This is a genomic window from Micromonospora sp. NPDC000668, from assembly GCF_042897975.1.
Lineage (GTDB): Bacteria > Actinomycetota > Actinomycetes > Mycobacteriales > Micromonosporaceae > Micromonospora.
The window spans coordinates 1,063,037-1,082,287 of record NZ_JBIAYP010000002.1 but is presented as its reverse complement, the minus strand read 5'-3'; the positions used below and the strand labels follow the sequence as shown (position 1 = coordinate 1,082,287).

Sequence of the window (19,251 nt, the reverse complement as noted above, 5' to 3'; positions counted from 1 at the left end):
CGTCCGCCCCCGGGTCGGGGCGAGTGTGTAATGGCCGTCACTTACGTGATCCGCTTGTCGCTGCCTACCCGCGAGTAATACAGTCGGGGTTACTGATCGGTAACACCTGTCCGGAAGCGGGGCCAGCGAGCATGACCCACTACAAGAGCAACCTGCGGGACCTTGAGTTCAACCTGTTCGAGGTCTTCGGGGCGGACCAGGCGTTCGGCCAGGAGCCGTACTCGGAACTCGACGCCGACACCGCCCGCAGTTTCCTCTCCGAGCTTGACCGCCTCGCCCGGGAGGACCTGGCCGCCAGCTACACGGACAGCGACCGCAACCCGCCGGTCTTCGACCCGGTCACGCACACCGCGCCGCTGCCGGCGTCGTTCAAGAAGTCCTACCAGGCATTCATGGACTCCGAGTTCTGGCGCCTGGACCTGCCGCCGCACCTGGGTGGCACCAACGCGCCGCGCGCCCTCTGGTGGGCCCTCGCCGAGCTGGTGCTCGGCTCGAACGCCCCCATCTGGATGTACGCCTCCGGTCCGTCCTTCGCGCACGTGCTGGAGGTCGAGGGCACCGAGCAGCAGAAGCGGTGGGCCAAGCTCTTCATCGACAAGCAGTGGGGCTCCACCATGGTGCTCACCGAGCCGGACGCCGGCTCGGACGTGGGTGCCGGCCGCACCCGTGCCATCCAGCAGCCGGACGGCACGTGGCACATCGAGGGCGTGAAGCGCTTCATCACCTCGGGCGAGCACGACCTGAGCGACAACATCGTGCACTACGTGCTGGCCCGCCCGGTGGGCGTGGAGGGCGTCGGTGGCCCTGGCACCAAGGGCCTGTCGCTCTTCGTGGTGCCGAAGTACCACTTCGACGAGAACACCGGCGAGCTGGGTGAGCGCAACGGCGTCTACACCACCAACGTCGAGCACAAGATGGGCCTGAAGGTCTCCAACACCTGCGAGTTGACCTTCGGCGAGCACGGCGTGCCGGCCAAGGGCTGGCTGCTCGGCGACAAGCACGACGGCATCCGGCAGATGTTCATGATCATCGAGTACGCCCGGATGTTGGTCGGCACCAAGGCGATCGCCACCCTCTCCACCGGCTACCTCAACGCCCTGGAGTACGCGAAGAACCGGGTGCAGGGCGCCGACCTGGTCCAGCAGACGGACAAGACCGCGCCGCGGGTCACCATCACCCACCACCCGGACGTGCGCCGCTCGCTGCTGCTGCAGAAGTCGTACGCCGAGGGTCTGCGTGCCCTGGTCCTCTACACCGCCACCTGGCAGGACAAGGTCGCCATCGCCGAGGCGGCCGGCGACGAGAAGGCCACCAAGCTGGCCAAGCGGGTCAACGACCTGCTGCTGCCGCTGGTCAAGGGCGTCGGCTCGGAGCGCGCGTACGAGATGCTCGGGCACGAGGCCCTGCAGACCTTCGGCGGATCCGGCTTCCTCCAGGACTACCCGCTGGAGCAGTACGTCCGCGACGCCAAGATCGACACCCTGTACGAGGGCACCACCGCCATCCAGAGCCTCGACCTGATCTTCCGCAAGATCGTTCGGGACAACGGCAAGGCGCTCATGGCGGTCGCCAGCGAGATCCAGGAGTTCATCTCCTCCGAGGCGGGCAACGGCCAGCTCAAGGAGGAGCGGCAGGCGCTCGGCAAGGCGCTCGTCGAGGTCCAGAACATCCTCGGCGTCATGACCGGCTGGCTCGGCGAGGCGCAGGCTGGCGACACCCGCGCGCTCTACAAGGTCGGGCTGAGCAGCCGGCGCTTCCTGCTGGCCATCGGCGACCTGGTGGTCGGGTGGCTGCTGCAGAAGCAGGCCGACGTGGCGCTGAAGGCGCTGGCCGGCGAGGTCTCCGCCACCGACAAGGCGTTCTACACCGGCAAGGTGGCTGCCGCCCGGTTCTTCGCCCGTGAGGTGCTGCCGCGCATCGGCGCGGACCGGCGGATCATCGAGGGCGCCGACCTCGACATCATGGACCTCCCGGAGGAGGCCTTCTGACCGTGCCACGGCACGACTGAAGGTTCCGGGTCGCACCACCCGGCATCGACACCAACGGCCGGCGGGGCAATTGTCCCGCCGGCCGTCGGCATGTCCGGGTCGGGCCCGTCGGCGGGAACCACTCCGGAGCCGTCTGCGCTTCCATGCCGTGGTCCCGTCCCGGGCCGGGCGGGAGCGGCGAATGCCGGGGTCGCCGGAGGGCCGTCCGTCCCGTATTCGGCGAGCGCTGGTCGGGTAGGTGGCCGGCGTGGCGGGTAATCGTCGCGTGTCCACGACAGAGAACGCCCAGAGCCACCGCACGGGGGAGTGCAGCGCACATGGGTGTAGGAAGCGGCATCTTTCTCATCGCGATCGGCGCCATCCTGACGTTCGCGATAAGAGCCAACGTCTGGTGGATAGACCTGCGGGCGGTCGGCTGGGTGTTCATCCTGGCCGGGCTGGCCGTGCTGCTGACCACGCTCTGGTTCTGGCAGGACCGGCGCAAGCGGGCCCGGACCCTCATCGTGGAGGAGAACCGGCTCTCGCATCCGACGGCGATGATGCCGCCGCCGCCCGACCCGCCGCCGCCGACCGCGCCACCCTCCTGAGCCACGTACGCCTGAGCCACCCGCCGACCATCGACGGGTGGCTCAGTCGCGTGCGGTGTGCCGAGCGGTGATCGGTGCCCCTGCCCGGTCCAGCTCCGCCCAGCCGAGCGTGCTGCGGTGCACCGCCAGCTCGGCGGTACGCAACCCCTCCCCGTCCGTCCCCTCCGGATCGAGGAGCGCGGAGAGCAGCGAGATGCCCGGATTGTGGGCGATCAGCAGCACCGTCCGGGCCGCCGGGTCGACGGTGCGGACCAGCGCCAACAACTCCTCGGGGTGGGCGTCGTACGCGCCCGGCTCGTAGTGGACGGTCGGGCGGGGACCGGCCGGCCCGCCCTCCGGCGGTGAACCGGTCATCCCCATCGCCACCCCGTGCCAGGTCTGCCGCGTGCGTCGGACCGTCGAGCAGATCACCACGTCGGGCAGTAACCCGTGGTGAGCCAGCCAGGCGCCGGCGGCCGCCGCGTCCGCGCTCCCCCGTGCGGTGAGCGGCCGCACGGCGTCGTCCGTACTGTCGCTGCCCTGCTCGGCTTTCGCGTGCCGGAGCAGCACCAGTGTCCGTGTCTCGGCTGGGGTGTCCGTCATGCCCTCAGCTTGCCCGATTGGCGATCTCCGTGCCGGGGTAAGTCGATGGGTGCCGCACCCCTACCGACGGCCGCGGCGGGCCGTACGCCAGGTTAGAGCCGAGGAGCGAGACATGGGCATTGGTGGCAGCATCTTTCTGATCGCGCTGGGCGCGATCTTCGCATTCGCAGTGGAGGCAGACCTGGGCTGGCTGAACCTGGCCGTGGTCGGCTGGGTGCTGATGCTGGCCGGTGTCGCCGGCCTGCTCGCCACCGTCTACTTCTGGAACAGCCGCCGCCGCACGGTGGTCGCCGCACCGGTCCGTGGGGACCGCGTCGTGGCCGACCGGGTGGCGCCGATCCAGGATGACCAGGTCATGCGGGAGTACCGCGAGGTGCGCCGGCCGGGCCGCCCGATCTGAGTCCCGCACGCACACTCCGGGGTCCCGCAACGTCGCGGGGCCCCGGCTCGCATGTGCCAGGTCCCGGCTCGCGCCGTGGTCCGGCTCGCGCCGTGGTCCGGCTCGCGCCGGGTCGCCGTGCGGTCAGGCGAACAGTGCGAAGTAGATCGCGATGTGGTGGCAGAGCGCGGCCAGCAGGGTGCAGGCGTGGAAGAACTCGTGGTGACCGAAGACGGTCGGCCACGGGTTGGGCCGGCGGAGCGCGTAGAAGACCGCGCCCACGCTGTAGATCGCGCCACCGACGATCAGCAGCACCAGGGCCGCGACGCCGCCACTGTGCAGGATCTCCGGCAGCATGGCCACCGCCACCCAGCCGAGCGCCAGGTAGAGCGGTGCGGAGACCCAGCGCGGCGCGTGCGGCCACACCAACTTGAGCGCCACGCCGGCCAGTGCGCCACCCCAGACCAGGGCCAGCATCAGGGTGGCCTGTCCCGGCGCGAGCAGCTGTACGCACAACGGCGTGTACGTGCCGGCGATGAACACGAAGATCATCGAGTGGTCCATCCGGCGCATCACCTGGTAGCCGCGCTCCGACCACACCCGACGGTGGTACAACGCGCTGGTGCCGAAGAGCCCGCAGACGGTCAGGCTGTAGATGACGCAGCTCACCAGGGGTGCCCACCCCGGGCGGGTGGCGGCGATCGAGCAGAGCACGATGCCGCTGGCCAGGGCGACGAAGAAGGCGTACGTGTGTAGCCAGCCGCGCATCCTGGGCTTACCGATGTCGACCGGCTTCAGTCGGAGCGGAGCGGAGGTGGTCACGTCTCCAGGTTACGGCACCGTAGGTTACTTTCAAGTAGTCGGCCTGGTGACGCCAGGCACCGTCGCCGTGAACACCTCGCCGGCACGACATCGGCGAGGATGACCGGATGCGGATCCGACCCGTCGGGGCGCACGCCCTGCTGCTCGACTGCACCACCCCCACCGGCGTGCACGAGGCTGCCCTGGTCGAGGCGTGGCGAGCCGAGCTGTGGCGGCGTCGCGAGCAGGGCGAACTGATCGCCATCGAGATCGTGCCGGCGGCCAGCACCGTCCTGCTCGACGGCGTACCCGACCCGGCCGCAACGGCCGAGTTGCTCTCCCACTGGGCGCCGACGGTGTCGACGGCCGCCGCCAGCGACCGCGCCTGTGCCGGCAGTGGCGCTCGCGACGGCTGCGGCGACGTGGGCCGGGCGGGCGACGGTGGAGATGTGGTCGTCCCGGTCGACTTCGACGGGCCGGACCTGCCGGCGGTCGCCGAGCACTGGGGGGTCGACGTGCCGGCCGTGCTGCGGCGGCTGACCGGCACCCCGTTTCTGGTCGCCTTCTGCGGCTTCGCCCCCGGCTTCCCGTACCTGACCGGGCTGCCCGCCGAACTGGCGCTGCCCCGACTGGCCACCCCCCGCGCCCAGGTGCCGGCCGGCTCGGTCGCCCTGGCCGGCCCGTACGCCGGCATCTATCCGGGCGCGTCCCCGGGCGGCTGGCTGCTGGTCGGCCGGACCGACCTGGTTCTTTTCGACGTGCACGCCGACCCGCCGGCCCTGCTCGGCCCGGGGACCCCGGTCCGGTTGGCGGCGGCATGACCCGGCCCGCCGAGATCGAGGTGCTCCGCGCCGGCCCGCTCACCACCGTGCAGGACCTGGGCCGGCCCGGCTGGGCGCACCTGGGCGTACCCCGGTCCGGCGCCCTCGACCCGGCCGCCCTGCGGCTGGCCAACCGGCTGGTCGGCAACCCGGAGCGTGCCGCCGGCCTGGAGATCACCCTGACCGGCTGCGTGCTGCGGCTCACCCGGGCCACCACGGTGGCGGTCACCGGCGCCGAGGTGCCGGTCCGGGCCGGCGACCGACCCGGCGACGCTGGACGCCCGCTCACCGTGCCGGCGGGCACGGTGCTGCGGATCGGCCCGGCCCGCCGGGGCGTACGGAGTTGGCTGGCCGTGGCGGGCGGGATCGACGTGCCGCCGGTGCTCGGCAGCCGGGCCACCGACACCCTCTCCGGGCTCGGCCCGCCCCCGCTGCGTGACGGCGGCCGGCTGCCGCTCGGCGAACCGCTCGGCGACCCCGCGCCGGTGGACCTGACCGTCAGCACCGCACCCCCGCCGGAGCTGCACCTGACGCTGCGCCCCGGCCCCCGCGACGACTGGTTCACTCCGACCGCGCTCGACCGGCTGCTCGGCACCGCGTACACCGTCAGCCCCGTGAGCAACCGGGTCGGCGCGCGGCTCGCCGGCGCGCCGCTGCCCCGCGCGGTGGCCGGCGAGTTGCCCAGCGAGGGCATCGTGCTCGGCGCGGTGCAGGTGCCGGCGGACGGACAACCCCTGATCTTCCTCGCCGACCACCCGACCACCGGTGGATACCCGGTTATCGGGGTGGTCGCCGACGTGACCCCGCTCGCGCAGGCCCGGCCAGGTACTACCGTCAGATTCCATGGACCTCAACGCTGACCTGGGCGAGGGATTCGGCATCTGGCGGCTCGGTGACGACGAGGCGCTGCTGGACCTGGTCACCTCCGCCAACGTCGCCTGCGGCTTCCACGCCGGCGACCCGTCCACCATGCGCCGGGTCTGCGAGGGCGCGGCGCGGCGCGGGGTCGCGGTGGGCGCGCAGGTCGGCTACCGGGACCTGGCCGGCTTCGGCCGGCGGCGCATCGCGTACGACTTCGCCGAGCTGCGCGACGAGATTACCTACCAACTGGGCGCGCTCGACGCGTTCTGCCAGCTGTTCGGCACCCGGGTCCGCTACCTCAAGCCGCACGGGGCGCTCTACAACGTGGCCAGCACTGACGAGGCGCAGGCGGCGGCGGTGGTCGCCGCGGTCACCGGCCACGACCCCGAGATGCCCGTGCTCTGCCTGCCCGGCTCGGTGCTCGCCCAGCTCGCCGTCGGTGCGGGCCTGCCGGTCGTCGCCGAGGGCTTCGCCGACCGCGGCTACCTGCCCAACGGGGCACTGGTGCCGCGCGGCACACCCGGCGCGCTGATCACCGACGCGGAACAGGTGGCCAACCGGGCGGAACGGATGGTCACCGAACGGACCGTGGTGGCGGTGGACGGCACCGTCATCCCCTGCCCGGTGGACTCGATCTGCGTGCACGGGGACACCCCCGGCGCGGTCTCCGCCACCGAACTCGTCCGCGCCACGCTGATCGACGCCGGCATCCCACTCGCCCCGTTCGCGTGAAACGAAGGGCCCCTTGGACGACGGATTCCGTCGTCCAAGGGGCCCTGCCCAACAGCTAGGCGTCCAGGCCGCGCAACACGAGCGGGAGCCGGGCCGCCCCGCCGTCGACCACTCGGACCGGGACGCCCCAGTCCTGCCGGGTCAGATGGCAGGCGGCGTGCTCGACGTCCGCGTCACAGGTCGCCGCCTGGGCGGTCACCTGGAGCACCCCGCCGGTGACCTCGCCGTTGAGCACCAGCCGGCGGGACAGCTCGGTGCCCGTGCCGGCGCCCTCCACCAGCAGCTCCGGCGGGGACGCGGAGACCACCAGCCGGGTCGACGGCCCGTACGTCTCGTCCAGCTTCTGCCCGGGCGCGGGGGTGAAGACGATGTCCAGGATGACCTCGCCCGCCGCGATGTCGGTCGGCTTCCGCTCGGTGCGGTGCCGGGGGCCGTCCACCGTGCTGGCGCCCGCCGCCGACAGCGCACCCGGGGCGAGCCGGGTCAGCCGGTGCGCGGCGGACTCCACCACCAGCACCTCGCCGGCGGGGGTGAGCACGAGATCGCTCGGCTCGGCCAGCCCGTCGGCGACGGTGGACACCTGGCCGGTGGCCGGATCGAAGCGGCGGACCGCACCGTTGTAGGTGTCCGCGATCAGCACCGAGCCGTCCGGCAGCGCACACACGCCCAGCGGGTGCTGGAGCAGCGCCGACTCCGCCGGCCCGTCCACGTGCCCGAAGTCGAACAGGCCCTGCCCGACGGCGGTGCCGAGCTCCCCGTTCTCGACGTACCGGACGGCGCTGGTCTCGCTGTCGGCGATCCAGAGCCGGGCGCCGTCGGCGGAGACGGAGAGCCCCGACGGCTGCGCCATCCACGCCTCGGCCAGCGGGCCGTCGCGCAGCGCCTCGACCGTGGTGCCGGCGTACATGCCAGCGGTCCGCTTGATCGGATCGAACCACCAGAGCTGGTGGATGCCGGCCATCGCGATGATCAGCTTGTCGTCGTACCAGGCCAGGTCCCACGGGGACGAGAGGTCCACGGCGAGCGCGTCGTGCGGGTGGTCGTCGACCGTGGCCCGCCACTGCCGGCCGCTACCGGCGACGGTGACCACCTCGCCGGACGCCAGGCGTACGCCGCGCAGCAGGTGGTTGACCGTGTCGGCGACCACCAGGTCGTAGCCGGCCACCTCGGCGACCTGCGTGGGCAGCAGGCAGAGCCCCTGCGGCTCGGAGAAGGTCGCCGCGCCGGCCGGCCCATCGGCCCGGCCCCGCTCGCCCGAGCCGATCCGGCGCACCGGCGTCTCACCGTCGGGGGCCACCTCGACCAGGGAGTGCCGGGCCGAGTCGGAGACCAGCAGGTTGCCGTCCGGCAGCAGCACCGCCTTGCCCGGGAAGCGCAGCGTGGTCTCCGGCGCGGGTGGCGGGACGTACGGGCCGTCGCCCCGATGCAGGGTGCCCTTGGCCTCGTGGGTGGCGATCAGCTCGTCGATCAGCCGGGCCAGCCCTTCGGCGTGCCCCTCTCCGGCCATGGTGGCCACCACGTACCCCTCGGGGTCGATCACCGACAGGGTCGGCCAGGCCCGGGCCGCGTACTGCTGCCACATGTCCAGCTCGGGATCGTCGAGCACGGGGTGGTGCACCCCGTACCGCTCCACGGCGGCGGCCAACGCGTCGGCGTCCTTCTCGTGCTCGAACTTCGGCGAGTGCACGCCGATCACGACGAGCACGTCGCCGTACTTCTCCTCCAGCGGGCGCAACTCGTCGAGCACGTGCAGGCAGTTGATGCAGCAGAAGGTCCAAAAATCCGCCAGGACGATCTTGCCGCGCAGGTCGGCGAGCTTGAGATCGCGTCCACCGGTGTTCAGCCAGCCCCGACCGCGCAGCTCGGGGGCCCGTACTCGTGCGCTCATGACCCCATCGTGCCTGACCATCGGCTCACGGTCGGCCAGAGGGGGCGAGCCGCCGAGATCCAGGCCACCCCGCGAACGACGACGGCAGGGCCACGGATTCCCGTGGCCCTGCCGTCGGTCGATCTACTTGGTGGCCGGCTTGAGGCAGAGCACCCGGTTGGTGCCCTCGCCGGGCAGCACCACGTGCGGCTGCGTCGTGTCGGTGCACTTGTCCTTCGCGTCCACCTTGGAAACGATCGTGAACGCACCGGCCTCGCCGCAGTCCGCCGCCGAGGCGCCCTGACCGGACTGCTTCACGCACGTGCCGACCGCCGGGTCGAAGCTGGGTGCCTCGTTCCCGCCGCCGAACTTGCCGAGCAGCATCAGCAGGCCGAGCGGCACCGCCAGGATGAGCACCGCCGCGATCAGCACCGCGGCCAGCACCCGACCGTTGCGCACCTTCGGCACCGGTGGCTCTGCCTTCGGCTCCTCAGCGTCCGGCTTGAACGAGTCGAACCGGCCCTGGTCGGACTCGCTGGCCTGCTGACCCCAGGCCGGCGCGGCCTGCTGTGCCGACGGGAAGGCCGCCGCGAAGTTGGCGCCCGGTGCCGGCTCGGTGGCCGGCCCGCTGCCGAAGCCCGGTCCGCCGAAGCCGGGTCCGCCGAAGCCGGGCGTGCCGTTCACCGCGGCGGTGCCGGCGGCCGAAGAAGCGGGGCCGAACCGGTCGGCCGGACGCTCGGCACCGGACTGCGGCCGGACCCCGTTCACCGGCCGGTTGTTCCCGGGCGCGTCGACGAAGGACGGCACACCGGGCGGGAACGCCGGCGGCGCGGACGCCGCCTCACCGAACCCGTTCGGAGTCGCCGGCCGGTCGTCGAAGTGCGGTTCGGCCGGGGAGTCGCCGCCCCAACCGGGGCTGGCCTGCCGGTCAGGGCCGTTCTGCCAGTCAGGTGCGGCCTGGCGGTCAGGGCCGTTCTGCCAGTCAGGTGCGGCCTGGCGGTCAGGGCCGTTCTGCCAGTCGGGTGCTGCCTGGCGGTCGGAGCCGTTCTGCCAGTCGGGTGCCTCCTGGCGTGCCGGGCCGTTCTGCCAGTCCGGTGCGCTCTGGCGCTCAATGCCCGGGTCGGCCTGGAACGCCTCCGGCGCTGCCTGCTCCGGCTCGGATTGCGCCGGACGGCCGTACACCCGGGGCTGTGGCGCGGGCGCGCCGGCCGGCCGGATGGCCTGGTCGGTCGGGGGCATCACCCGGCTGGCCAGTGGCACGGAGGCGCTCGCCGAGGCCCGGCCCACCGCGCCGGCCGCCGACTCGGCCTCCGGCACCGGTACGACCGCACGGCCCGCTCCGGATTCCGGAGAGGTACGCGGGGCGGGCACCACCGCAGCGCCTGCCGAAGCCTCCTCGGCCCGACCCCAACCGGCCGGCTCGGCCTCGTACTGCGCGGGGGCGTCCGACTGCTCCCGCTCGGCGTACGCCGGCTGCTCGGCGTACGCCGGCTGCTCGGGGATCGCGGCGAACTGGGCGGGTGGCGCGTAGTCGACTGGCGGGGCGGCGGCCAGGCTGGCGCCCGGTACGCGCTGCTCCTGTGGCGGCAGCGGCACCGCGTTGGCCGGCGAGATGCCTGGCGCGGGCCCGGGCTGGTAGGCCGGTGGCTCGTCGCCCCGGTCGGCCTCCCAGCCACCGCGGGACTGGGCGGAGGCCTCCGCCTCGGCGCGACCCCACACCTCGCCGGGTGCCCACGGCTGGGTGGCCGGCACAGCGGCGCTGCCCTGGGCGGCATTGTCCGGGGCGGCGGCCCACGCGGGCGTCCCGTCGTTGCCCGGCACGCTGGCGCTGGCCCGCGCCGGGGTGCCGGCCTGCTCCGGGGTCCATCCCGCCTGCTCCGGCCGTTCGGCCGGCTGGTCCTGGGCCGAGAGCACCCAGTCCGGCTGCTGCGGGCGGCTCTCGGCGCCACCCCAGGCGGCCGGCTGCGCGGCCTCGTCCTGCTTCACGTCAGCGCCGTCGCCCCACCCACCGGGCTGCGCCTGCTGCTGCTGTGCGGCCCAGCCGCCGGAACGGGCCGGGTCGTCCTGGCTGGGCCAGTTTGCCGCCGGTGCCGGCACCTGGGCCGCGCCACGTGCCGCGGCCGGCTCGGCCTGCCCCCAGCCGGGGGTCGGCTGCTCGGTCTGCTCGGCGGCCTGGCCCCAGGTCTGGGGGGACTGCTCGGCCGGCGTCCACACCGGCTGGTCGTCGCGCGCGGCAGCGCCGGTGGCCCAGCCGCCGGAGGCGGCCGGGTCGTCCTGCTGACCGCTGCCGCCGGACCAGCCGCCGGCCTGCGCGGACTCGGGCTGCTGTGACTCGGCGCCGCGCCAGTCAGCGGCGGGTGGGTTGGCCTGCGCCGCCCCGCCCCAGCCGCCGGAGCGGGCCGGGTCGTCCTGCTGGGAGTCGGTGCTCCAGCCACCGGAGCGGGCCGGGTCTTCCTGAGCCGGCCAGGCGGCGGTGGCCGGCGGCACCTGCGCGGCACCCCGCGCGGCAGCCGGCTGGGCCTGCGCCCAGTCGGGCTGCTCGGGGGCAGCCGCGGCCCAGGTGGGGGCACTCTGCTCGGCTGGCGTCCAGCCCTGCTGCTGCCCAGCCCACGGGGCGGGCTGCGCGTGGTCCGGTTCGCTGGCGGGCCAGGCGCCGGGCTGCTGCGGCGCCTCGTTCGCACCACCGCCGGTGGCCCAGGCGGGCTGGGGCGGGTCGGAGGGCTGCGGCGCGGCGCCGGAACCCCAGGCGGGGTTCGGCGGCTGCTCCGACTGGGCCGCCCAGGCCGGTGCCGATGGGTTCTGCCCGGTCGGCGGTGGGGGCGCCCAGCCAAGGTCGGGGCCGGCGGCGTTGTAACCGTTGTCCGGCTGCGCCGGGCGGTCGCCGTACGGCGCCGGTCCGCCGGCGCCCGGTGACACCTCGTCCGGCTCCTGGCCGGGGCGGTGCGGGCCCTCGGACGTCATGGGTGCGCCTCCTCCATCACATGTCGGCCGCCGGTGCCGATCGGTCTCCTCGGCATGGCTGCCGGCTTCACCGGCGTACCGCCGTGCCGGCTCCCCGCACGGTATCCGGTAGCCGCACAGCGCGTCCAAGGAGCACCGGTCGTCACTCCGCGTTGCCGGTCGGTGTCGAGCAGCTTCTATCGGATCGGCATGTGCCGGGCCAGCGGGCGGTGACCGAAGCCCACCGTACCGGGCGCTGCGGCAGGGCGGAATCCCGGTGCCGAGGCGCGGTGAAACGCCGATGGCCCACCCGGTTCGCCGGGTGGGCCATCGATCTGGAGGAGGTGAGGAAAGTGGTGGAGCGTCAGCTCATGTGACGCTGGGCGATGACGAGGAGTTCGTCGCGGACCGCCGGCGAGCTCGCGGACCGCAGCGCGTGCTCGATGGCACGGGCGCGGCGGGTGGCGTCGCGGTGGTTGCGGATGCGCTCGATCATGCTCATTGGTGGGTCCCCCTGGCTATTCGGTTGTCAGCCCTTGATGGCTCTATTTAACCTCAGAACCGGGTCAACTTCCATCGATTATTAGGTGAGCTGGGACACCTGCCTAACAATCAAAGGCCAGAGGGCCTGGTGGGCGACTGTTTCGTTTGCTGAACGGACACGGCCGGTGTGCCGGGGATTAACCCGTGGCACACCGGCCGTGGCCTGGTGTTCGGACGGTCAGGTCCAGGCGAGCAGCGCCGCCTCCGGGTCAGCGAGGAAGTCGCCGATGTCGCGCAGGAACTTCGAGCCCAGTTCACCATCGATGATCCGGTGGTCGAAGCTCAGCCCCAGCGTGGTGACCTGACGCACCTTGACCTTGCCCTTGTGCACCCAGGGCATCTCCCGCACCGCGCCGAAGGCCAGGATCGCCGACTCACCCGGCGGCAGGATCGGCGTGCCGGTGTCCACCCCGAACACCCCGACGTTGGTGATGGTCAGGGTGCCGCCGGACATGTCCGCCGGCGAGGTGCGCCCGGACTTCGCCGTCTGCACCAGATCGGTCAGCGCGTCCGCCAGCTCGCGCAGCGAGAGCCGGCCGGCGTCCTTCACGTTCGGCACGATCAGGCCGCGCTCGGTGGCCGCCGCGATACCGAGGTTGACGTACTCCTTGACCACGATCTCGTCGCCGGCCCAGGTCGAGTTGACCATCGGATGACGCTTGACCGCCAGCAGCACGGCCTTCGCCACCAGCAGCAGCGGCGAGACCCGGACGTCGCGCCACTCCCGCCGGTCGCGCAGCCGGTCGAGCGCCTTCATCGCCCGGGTCACGTCGACGGTCAGGAACTCCGTCACGTGCGGGGCGGTGAACGCCGAGCGGGACATGTTCTCGGCGGTGAGCTTGCGTACCCCCTTGACCGGGATGCGCTGCTCGCGGTCGGCGCCGAAGCTCGCGGCGCTCGTGGCCGCCGACGTCACCGCGATCGGCTCGGCCGCCGCCACGGCCCCGCTCGCCGCCTGCTGCACGTCCTCCCGGGTGATCGAGCCCAGCGGACCCGAACCGGTCAGCGTGCGCAGGTCGACGCCGAGGTCCTTGGCGAGCTTGCGCACCGGCGGCTTGGCCAGCACCAGCCCGCCGGCCAGCGGAGCGCCCTGGCCGTTCTGCCCAGGCGCCGGCACGGCCGCCGGCTGTGGAGCCGGCGCGACCGGCGCCGGCGCTGGCGTCGCCTCGGCCTGCGCGGGGACGCCACCCTTGCGCGGGCGGCGCTTCGCGGAGGTGGTGCGCGGGCCGTAGCCGACCAGCACCGCGGTCCGGCCACCCGGGGCCGGGCCGCCGATCAGGCCGGGCTCCACCATGCCCTCGGCCGGTGCCACCTCGACCGCGGCCAGCGAGGCCGCCGACGGGGTAGGCAGGGAACCGCCGGGCGTGGCCGTGGCCGACGGCTCGGCCAGCGGGCCGGCGCCCGGGTCGGTGTCGATCGCGATGATCGGCGTGCCGACCTCGACCGTGGTGCCCTCCGGGTGGAAGATCGCGTGCACCTGCCCGGCCCACTTCGCCGGGATCTCCACGGCCGCCTTGGCCGTCTCCACCTCGACGATCGGCTGGTTCAGCTCGATGGTGTCGCCGACCTTGACCAGCCAGGACAGGATCTCGCCCTCGGTCAACCCCTCACCCAGGTCGGGCAGGTTGAATTCCTTGATCCGGGACATGCCGCTCACCAGCCGAAGGAGCGGTCGACGGCGTCGAGCACCCGGTCCAGGTCGGGCAGGTACTCCTCCTCCACCCGGGCGGCCGGGTAGGGGATGTCGAAGCCGGTCACCCGCAGCACCGGTGACTCCAGGGAGTAGAAGCACTCCTCGGTGATCCGCGCGGCCAACTCGGCGCCGAGGCCGATGTTCGACGGCGCCTCGTGCACCACCACGGCGCGGCCGGTGCGCTTCACCGACTCGTATGCCGCGGTCAGGTCCAGCGGGGAGAGCGAGCGCAGGTCGATGACCTCCAACTCCCGGCCGTCCTCGGCGGCGGCGGTCGCCGCCTCCAGGCAGGTCCGCACCATCGGCCCGTAGGCCAGCACGGTGACGTCGGTGCCGGGCCGCACCACCCGGGCCGAGTGCAGCGGGTACGCGTCGGCCAGCGGCGCGTCCAGGTCGACCGGACCCTTCTCCCAGTAGCGGCGCTTGGGCTCCAGGAAGACGATCGGGTCGTCCGAGGCGATGGCCTGCTGGATCATCACGTACGCGTCCTGCGGGTTGGAGCAGGACACCACCTTCAGGCCGGCGGTGTGCGCGAAGTACGCCTCCGGCGACTCGGAGTGGTGCTCGACCGCGCCGATGCCGCCGCCGAACGGGATCCGGATCACCATCGGGATGTTGAGCTTGCCGCGCGAGCGGTAGTGCATCTTCGCCACCTGCGACACGATCTGGTCGTACGCGGGGTAGACGAAGCCGTCGAACTGGATCTCGCAGACCGGGCGGTAGCCGCGGATGGCCAGGCCGACCGCGGTGCCGATGATGCCGGACTCGGCCAACGGGGTGTCGATAACCCGGTCGTCGCCGAAGTCCTTCTGGAGCCCGTCGGTGATCCGGAAGACGCCGCCGAGCTTGCCGACGTCCTCGCCCATGATGATGACCTTGGGGTCGTTCTCAAGGGCGCGGCGCAGACCGGTGTTGAGGGCCTTGCCGAGGGTGAGCGTCTCCGTGGCCATCAGTGGGCGCTCCCCTCGAACGACTCCATGTAGCGGCTGAACTGCGTGCGCTGCTCGTCGAGCAGCGGAGACCCGTTGGGGTAGACGTGGTCGAACATCGTCACCGGCTCCGGGTTGGGCATGGCGAGCACCCGCTCGCGCAGGTGCACCGACTCGCGGCGGGCCTGCTCGTCGACCTCGGCGAAGAAGTCGGCGTCGGCGATCTGCTGCTTCTCCAGGAAGGCCTTGACCCGGGCGATCGGGTCCTTGGCCTGCCATGCCTCGACCTCGCTGGCGATCCGGTAACGGGTCGGGTCGTCGGAGGTGGTGTGCGCGCCCATCCGGTAGGTGTACGCCTCGATCAGGCTCGGGCCCTGCCCGTGCCGGGCGTTGTCCAGCGCGGTACGGGTGACCGCGTAGGTGGCCAGCACGTCGTTGCCGTCCACCCGGATGCCGGGGAAGCCGAAGCCGGCGGCCCGCTGGTACAGGGGGATGCGGGTCTGCCGCTCCAGAGGCTCGGAGATCGCGTACTGGTTGTTCTGGCAGAAGAAGACCATTGGCGCGTTGAACACGCCGGCCCAGACAAATGCCTCGTTGACGTCACCCTGGCTGGTGGCCCCGTCGCCGAAGTAGGCGATCACCGCTTCGCCGTCGTCGGTGCCGGTCTTGCCGTCCATGGTGATGCCCATGGCGTAGCCGGTCGCGTGCAGGGTCTGCGCCCCGATCACGATCGTGTACATGTTGAACTTGAACTCGTTCGGGTCCCAGCCGCCCTGGTCGACGCCGCGGAACAGGCCGAGCGGCATGATCGGGTCGATGCCCCGGCAGTAGAGGACGCCGTGCTCCCGGTAGGTCGGGAAGGCCATGTCCTGGGTGCGCAGCGCGCGCCCGGAGCCGACCTGGGCCGCCTCCTGGCCGAGCAGGCTGGCCCAGATGCCCAGCTCGCCCTGCCGCTGGAGCGCGGTCGCCTCGGCGTCGAGCTTGCGGACCAGCACCAGGTCGCGGTAGAGCCCGCGGTACTCCTCGTCGGTGAAGTCGACGCGGTACTCGATGCCGTCCGGCCCGGTGACGCTCTCGATCCGCTCGCCTTCGGGGGTGAGCAGCTGCACCAGCTCGGGATTGCCAGCCGCGCTCTTCCTGGAGCGGGGTGCCGCCCGCCTGCTGCGGGTGGTGCCCCCGGGGTCGCCCTTTGCCATCCGTCTCTCCCTGTCATGTCTGCGTCGGCACCGGGGGGTCACCCGGCCGCGCAACTCGTGCGCCTGTCCGGCTGCTGCCGGACCGGTTCCTGGCGGCCGCGCCTAGCCCCGGTGGGGGTTGCCGCGCGGCGTGAGCCGGATTCTGGCCGAACCCGGTTCGGGAGCGCCGGCGCTCAACCGCGCCTGCCGCGAGGGTGCGCGGAGGTCACGGCTGCGTTGCCGTCGTGCTCCATATTCGCAGAGCAGGTGAGCGCGCCCACAGTACGCCCGCCCCGCATTCCGACCGCCCACCGTTTGACGTCCTTTGTCGCCATGATGCCGCGACGCGGGCGCTAGGCGGTCCGTCGACGGTTCGTCATCGTTCGGTCATATCCGCGTGTCGACACGCGGTGGAGGTTGGCTAACGCAGGGTAACTAGGCGAGGCTGATTACCGCAGGATCGTGCTGATCGGGTGATTTGCCGGTGTTTTTCAGCCGACGGTGTCCGTCCGCGTCCTTCCGAAGCCGACGACAAGGGGTGTGCGGTGCACGAGCCAGGTGACGGTCCCGGCACACCGGCGCTCGGCAAGCACCGGTCGCCCGGCGGCTACCGCCCGGTGGTCGGCGCGCACCGCGCCCCCGGCGCCGGCAGCCCCTCCCGCGGTTACCTGCTCACCGTCGCGCTGCTGGCCGGCACCGCCTCGATGCCCATCCTCGCCGCGATCAGCGCGGGCTCGGCAACGTCGGGCAGCACCGCGCTACCGGACAGCAGCACCCCCTTCATACCCACTCCGTCGGTCGGGCCGGTGGTGATCCCGCTGCCGATGACCAGCCAGCCGGCGCTTCCGCCACCCGCCACGCCCAACGTCGGCCCGACCGCCACCGATGGCTGGCTGCCCGCCGCTCCCCGACGTGTCCCGGACCGGCCGGGGCCCGCGCCGGCTGCCGCCAACGCGGAGCCCGCACGTCATGCGGTACCGCCGCCAGCACCGAGGCCCACCCGGAGCAGACCGCCGTCCCCGTCCCCGCCCAGCCCGTCGCCGGTGCCGTCGCCGACCGGTTCGCCGACCGACCCGCCGGACCCGACCCCCAGTCCGACGCCAACCGTGCCGGCGACGCCGACCGAGACCGATTCCTCGACCCCGACCGCATCGCCGACCAGCACACCGTCCGTACCGGCCAGCACGCCCACGCCGACCGCCACCCCCGGTGCATCGGGCAGCCGGCCCAGCCCGACCGCCCCGTCCACGCCCACGGTGAGCCGGTCGCCGCTGGCCGGACCGACGCACCCCACGGTGTCCCCGGCGGTACGGTGACGATCAGGCGCGACCGAGCCGGTGCCGGCGGTGGTCGGCGGTAGGCGCGTACCGGAGGGGGTGGCGTGGGCGGCGGTGCGGAACTCCGCCCGGTCACCACCCGGCCCGGCCCCGGAATGCGGGTCGCCCGGCTCGTCACCGAGCTGACCGCCCCGGCCGTGCTGGTGTCGCTGCTGATGGTCGCCGTGAGCTGGCACAGCGCCCGGCGCGCGAGTCACGGCCTGGCGTGGGGCCTGCTCGCCACGCTCTTCGTCACCGGCATTCCGTTCGCCTACATCGTCGGCGGGGTACGCCGCGGCCGGCTCACCGACCACCACATCGGCCGTCGGGAGCAGCGTCGGGTGCCGCTACTGGTCGGCCTCGGCTCGGTCGCCGCCGGGCTGGCCCTGCTCGCCGTGCTCGGCGCGCCCCGCCCGCTGCTGGCGCTGGCGGTGGCCGGGCTGGTCGGTCTGGTGGTCGCCGTGTCGGTGAGCCACTGGTGGAAGATGTCGATCCACTCGGCGGTGGCCGCCGGCACGCTGGTCATCCTTGCGCTGACCTTCGGTGCCCGGCTGCTCTTCGCCGCGCCGCTGCTGGCCGTCGTCGGCTGGTCCCGGGTGCGGCTGCGCGACCACACCGTGCCACAGGTGCTGGCTGGCGGTGTGCTCGGCGCACTCATCGCCGGGCTGGTCTTCGGCCTGCTGCGCTGATCGGGCCTGCTGCGCGGAGACCGGGCCTGCTGCGCGGAGACCGGGCCTGGCACCCGGCCGGGCGGCGAGAATGCCGCCCGGCCGGGATGCCGTCAGGCGCCGTCGTCGGCGAGGCGGTGCCGGTTCGCCTCGATCCAGGCGTCGAGGGCGGCCGGGTCGTCCGGGTCCACCCCGTCGGCCATCAGCTGGGCGACGGCTGCGGTGGCCGGGCTGCGCCGCTCACCGGTGGAGTAGAGGCGGGCGAACTCCGGCACCATCTCCTCGATCGCCTCGTCGGTGCGCGCGGCGGCCGACTCGGGCAACCCGCGCTGGCGCGACGCGTACCGGGCCCAGGCGCGCAGGACCCGGGGCAGCATCGCCGCGTCGTCCATGTCCAGCACCGCGCGGCGGTGCACCCAGTCGAGCAGGAACAGCCCGGACACCGCGGGGCTCCACCGCATCGGGTCAGCGTCCGGGAAGGTCGCCGAGTGGTCCAGCAGCAGACTCAGGCAGAAGTGCAGCGAGGCCAGCTCCGGGCCGTCGACGGTGTCCAGCCCGAACCGGGCGGCCTCCGGCGCGGCCAGGAACCGCCGGACCAGGTCGGTGCGCTCGGCGGCGGAGAGCGGCTCGACCTCCGCCGGGCCGGTCGGGTCGGCGGCGGTGGGCAGCACCGCCAGCCGGAGGCCGACCAGCGCGCGGTCGGTGGAGAGCGAGCCCTCGCCGGGTAGCTCGCCCAGGTCGTCGGTGACCGCGAGATGCCGGGCCACCTCGCCGCGCAGCCGGGCCGGGTCCTCGGTGCGGAACCAGGTCAGCTCGTCGTCCGCGCACATCTGCCGGACCTGGTCCAGGATCCGTTCCGCCGGCCCGCCGACGAAGATGTCCTTGGTGATCCCGATGTTGTGGTCCACCAGGGCCACCAGCGCGTGTTCGGGGCCGCCGGCCTCGTCGTCGTAGGCGAAGGTGGCGAGGTAGGAGGTCTGGTCGCCGTACACATCGCCGTACGCCCAACTGCCGGTCAGGTGCACCCGGCCGAGCTGCTCGGCCCAGGCCGGTGTCTGGCTGCCCGGGCGCACCCGCTCGGTGCCCTCGGCGTCCGGGACGAGCGCGGCGAAGACCTGCCGGATGGTGGTTGCCGCAGCGATCCGGCGGCGGGCGGTGGCGGCGAGGAACCCGGTGACGAACTCCCGTACGGCGATGTCGCGGTCGGTCTCCGCGATCGCGTAGACGCTGCCCAGCAGTGCGCTGCCCAGCATCTCGGCGTCCAGCGCGGACTCCAGCTTGGTCACGTCGCGTGCGGCGTGCAGCACCGCGTCGTAGGGGGTCTGAGGCGTGGCCATGCTCCGACCCTACGCCGCCCGAGGGGTACGCA

The 19,251-nt window shown here is 73.1% G+C and carries 18 protein-coding genes; 7 read left to right on the top strand and 11 right to left on the bottom strand.

Features of this window, described 5'->3' with window-relative positions; all coding sequences use genetic code 11:
* Positions 1–131 precede the first annotated feature (131 nt).
* Entirely contained in the window at positions 132–1,988 is a 1,857-nt protein-coding gene (locus ACFY29_RS14570) for an acyl-CoA dehydrogenase (protein WP_386986030.1), read from the top strand.
* Positions 1,989–2,305: 317 nt separating this feature from the next.
* Positions 2,306–2,575 carry a DUF6458 family protein gene (locus tag ACFY29_RS14565; protein ID WP_074315731.1) on the top strand — a complete coding sequence of 90 codons (270 nt, stop codon included), beginning with the start codon at positions 2,306–2,308 and terminating at the stop codon, positions 2,573–2,575.
* Positions 2,576–2,617: 42 nt separating this feature from the next.
* Here the strand turns inward: ACFY29_RS14565 and ACFY29_RS14560 are convergent, their stop codons facing one another.
* Entirely contained in the window at positions 2,618–3,157 is a 540-nt protein-coding gene (locus ACFY29_RS14560) for a SixA phosphatase family protein (protein ID WP_386986028.1), read from the bottom strand.
* A 112-nt stretch (positions 3,158–3,269) separates the two neighbouring features.
* Between ACFY29_RS14560 and ACFY29_RS14555 the strand changes: the two genes are divergently transcribed.
* Complete coding sequence (locus tag ACFY29_RS14555) at positions 3,270–3,557, top strand: DUF6458 family protein (protein WP_355600985.1); 288 nt, start codon at positions 3,270–3,272, stop codon at positions 3,555–3,557.
* A 123-nt stretch (positions 3,558–3,680) separates the two neighbouring features.
* Here the strand turns inward: ACFY29_RS14555 and ACFY29_RS14550 are convergent, their stop codons facing one another.
* On the bottom strand, positions 3,681–4,358 hold the full coding sequence (locus ACFY29_RS14550; RefSeq protein WP_328422229.1) for a hemolysin III family protein: 678 nt from the start codon (positions 4,356–4,358) through the stop codon (positions 3,681–3,683).
* A gap of 107 nt (positions 4,359–4,465) precedes the next feature.
* Here ACFY29_RS14550 and ACFY29_RS14545 point away from each other — a divergent pair, with 107 nt between their 5' ends.
* Genes ACFY29_RS14545 through ACFY29_RS14535 form a run of 3 tightly spaced genes read left to right on the top strand, consistent with a single transcriptional unit; the run spans position 4,466 to position 6,751 of the window.
* Positions 4,466–5,158: an allophanate hydrolase subunit 1 gene (locus ACFY29_RS14545; protein ID WP_386986026.1), complete on the top strand. Its 693-nt coding sequence runs from the start codon at positions 4,466–4,468 to the stop codon at positions 5,156–5,158.
* Positions 5,155–6,018 (top strand): biotin-dependent carboxyltransferase family protein, encoded by an 864-nt coding sequence (locus tag ACFY29_RS14540; RefSeq protein WP_386986024.1) that lies wholly within the window; start codon positions 5,155–5,157, stop codon positions 6,016–6,018. The genes ACFY29_RS14545 and ACFY29_RS14540 overlap by 4 nt, the downstream gene beginning before the upstream one ends.
* Positions 6,002–6,751 (top strand): LamB/YcsF family protein, encoded by a 750-nt coding sequence (locus ACFY29_RS14535; RefSeq protein ID WP_386986022.1) that lies wholly within the window; start codon positions 6,002–6,004, stop codon positions 6,749–6,751. Before ACFY29_RS14540 ends, ACFY29_RS14535 begins: the two co-directional genes overlap by 17 nt.
* 55 nt (positions 6,752–6,806) lie before the next feature.
* Here ACFY29_RS14535 and ACFY29_RS14530 read toward each other — a convergent pair whose 3' ends face one another.
* The 8 genes from ACFY29_RS14530 to ACFY29_RS14495 form a co-directional block, all read right to left on the bottom strand.
* Positions 6,807–8,639: an NHL domain-containing thioredoxin family protein gene (locus ACFY29_RS14530; protein ID WP_386986020.1), complete on the bottom strand. Its 1,833-nt coding sequence runs from the start codon at positions 8,637–8,639 to the stop codon at positions 6,807–6,809.
* A gap of 123 nt (positions 8,640–8,762) precedes the next feature.
* Positions 8,763–11,579 carry a hypothetical protein gene (locus tag ACFY29_RS14525; protein WP_386986018.1) on the bottom strand — a complete coding sequence of 939 codons (2,817 nt, stop codon included), beginning with the start codon at positions 11,577–11,579 and terminating at the stop codon, positions 8,763–8,765.
* A 343-nt stretch (positions 11,580–11,922) separates the two neighbouring features.
* A complete protein-coding gene (locus tag ACFY29_RS14520) occupies positions 11,923–12,060 on the bottom strand; it encodes a hypothetical protein (RefSeq protein ID WP_328422241.1) in 138 nt (45 codons plus the stop codon).
* A gap of 219 nt (positions 12,061–12,279) precedes the next feature.
* Positions 12,280–13,749, bottom strand: a complete 1,470-nt coding sequence (locus ACFY29_RS14515; protein ID WP_386986780.1) for a dihydrolipoamide acetyltransferase family protein — start codon at positions 13,747–13,749, stop codon at positions 12,280–12,282.
* A 5-nt stretch (positions 13,750–13,754) separates the two neighbouring features.
* Positions 13,755–14,744 (bottom strand): alpha-ketoacid dehydrogenase subunit beta, encoded by a 990-nt coding sequence (locus ACFY29_RS14510; RefSeq protein ID WP_355600971.1) that lies wholly within the window; start codon positions 14,742–14,744, stop codon positions 13,755–13,757.
* On the bottom strand, positions 14,744–15,919 hold the full coding sequence (gene pdhA / locus ACFY29_RS14505; RefSeq protein WP_355600969.1) for a pyruvate dehydrogenase (acetyl-transferring) E1 component subunit alpha: 1,176 nt from the start codon (positions 15,917–15,919) through the stop codon (positions 14,744–14,746). The genes ACFY29_RS14510 and pdhA overlap by 1 nt, the downstream gene beginning before the upstream one ends.
* 643 nt (positions 15,920–16,562) lie before the next feature.
* Entirely contained in the window at positions 16,563–16,781 is a 219-nt protein-coding gene (locus ACFY29_RS14500; RefSeq protein ID WP_328422247.1) for a hypothetical protein, read from the bottom strand.
* A gap of 84 nt (positions 16,782–16,865) precedes the next feature.
* The gene (locus ACFY29_RS14495; protein WP_386986015.1) at positions 16,866–17,192 is read right to left on the bottom strand and encodes a hypothetical protein; all 327 of its coding nucleotides are present in this window, start codon (positions 17,190–17,192) and stop codon (positions 16,866–16,868) included.
* 87 nt (positions 17,193–17,279) lie between these two features.
* On the opposite strand from ACFY29_RS14495, the gene ACFY29_RS14490 reads away from it, so the two are divergent.
* Positions 17,280–17,903 carry a phosphatase PAP2 family protein gene (locus ACFY29_RS14490; RefSeq protein ID WP_386986013.1) on the top strand — a complete coding sequence of 208 codons (624 nt, stop codon included), beginning with the start codon at positions 17,280–17,282 and terminating at the stop codon, positions 17,901–17,903.
* 92 nt (positions 17,904–17,995) lie between these two features.
* Here the strand turns inward: ACFY29_RS14490 and ACFY29_RS14485 are convergent, their stop codons facing one another.
* On the bottom strand, positions 17,996–19,219 hold the full coding sequence (locus tag ACFY29_RS14485) for a hypothetical protein (protein ID WP_386986011.1): 1,224 nt from the start codon (positions 19,217–19,219) through the stop codon (positions 17,996–17,998).
* Between the last annotated feature and the right edge of the window lie 32 nt (positions 19,220–19,251).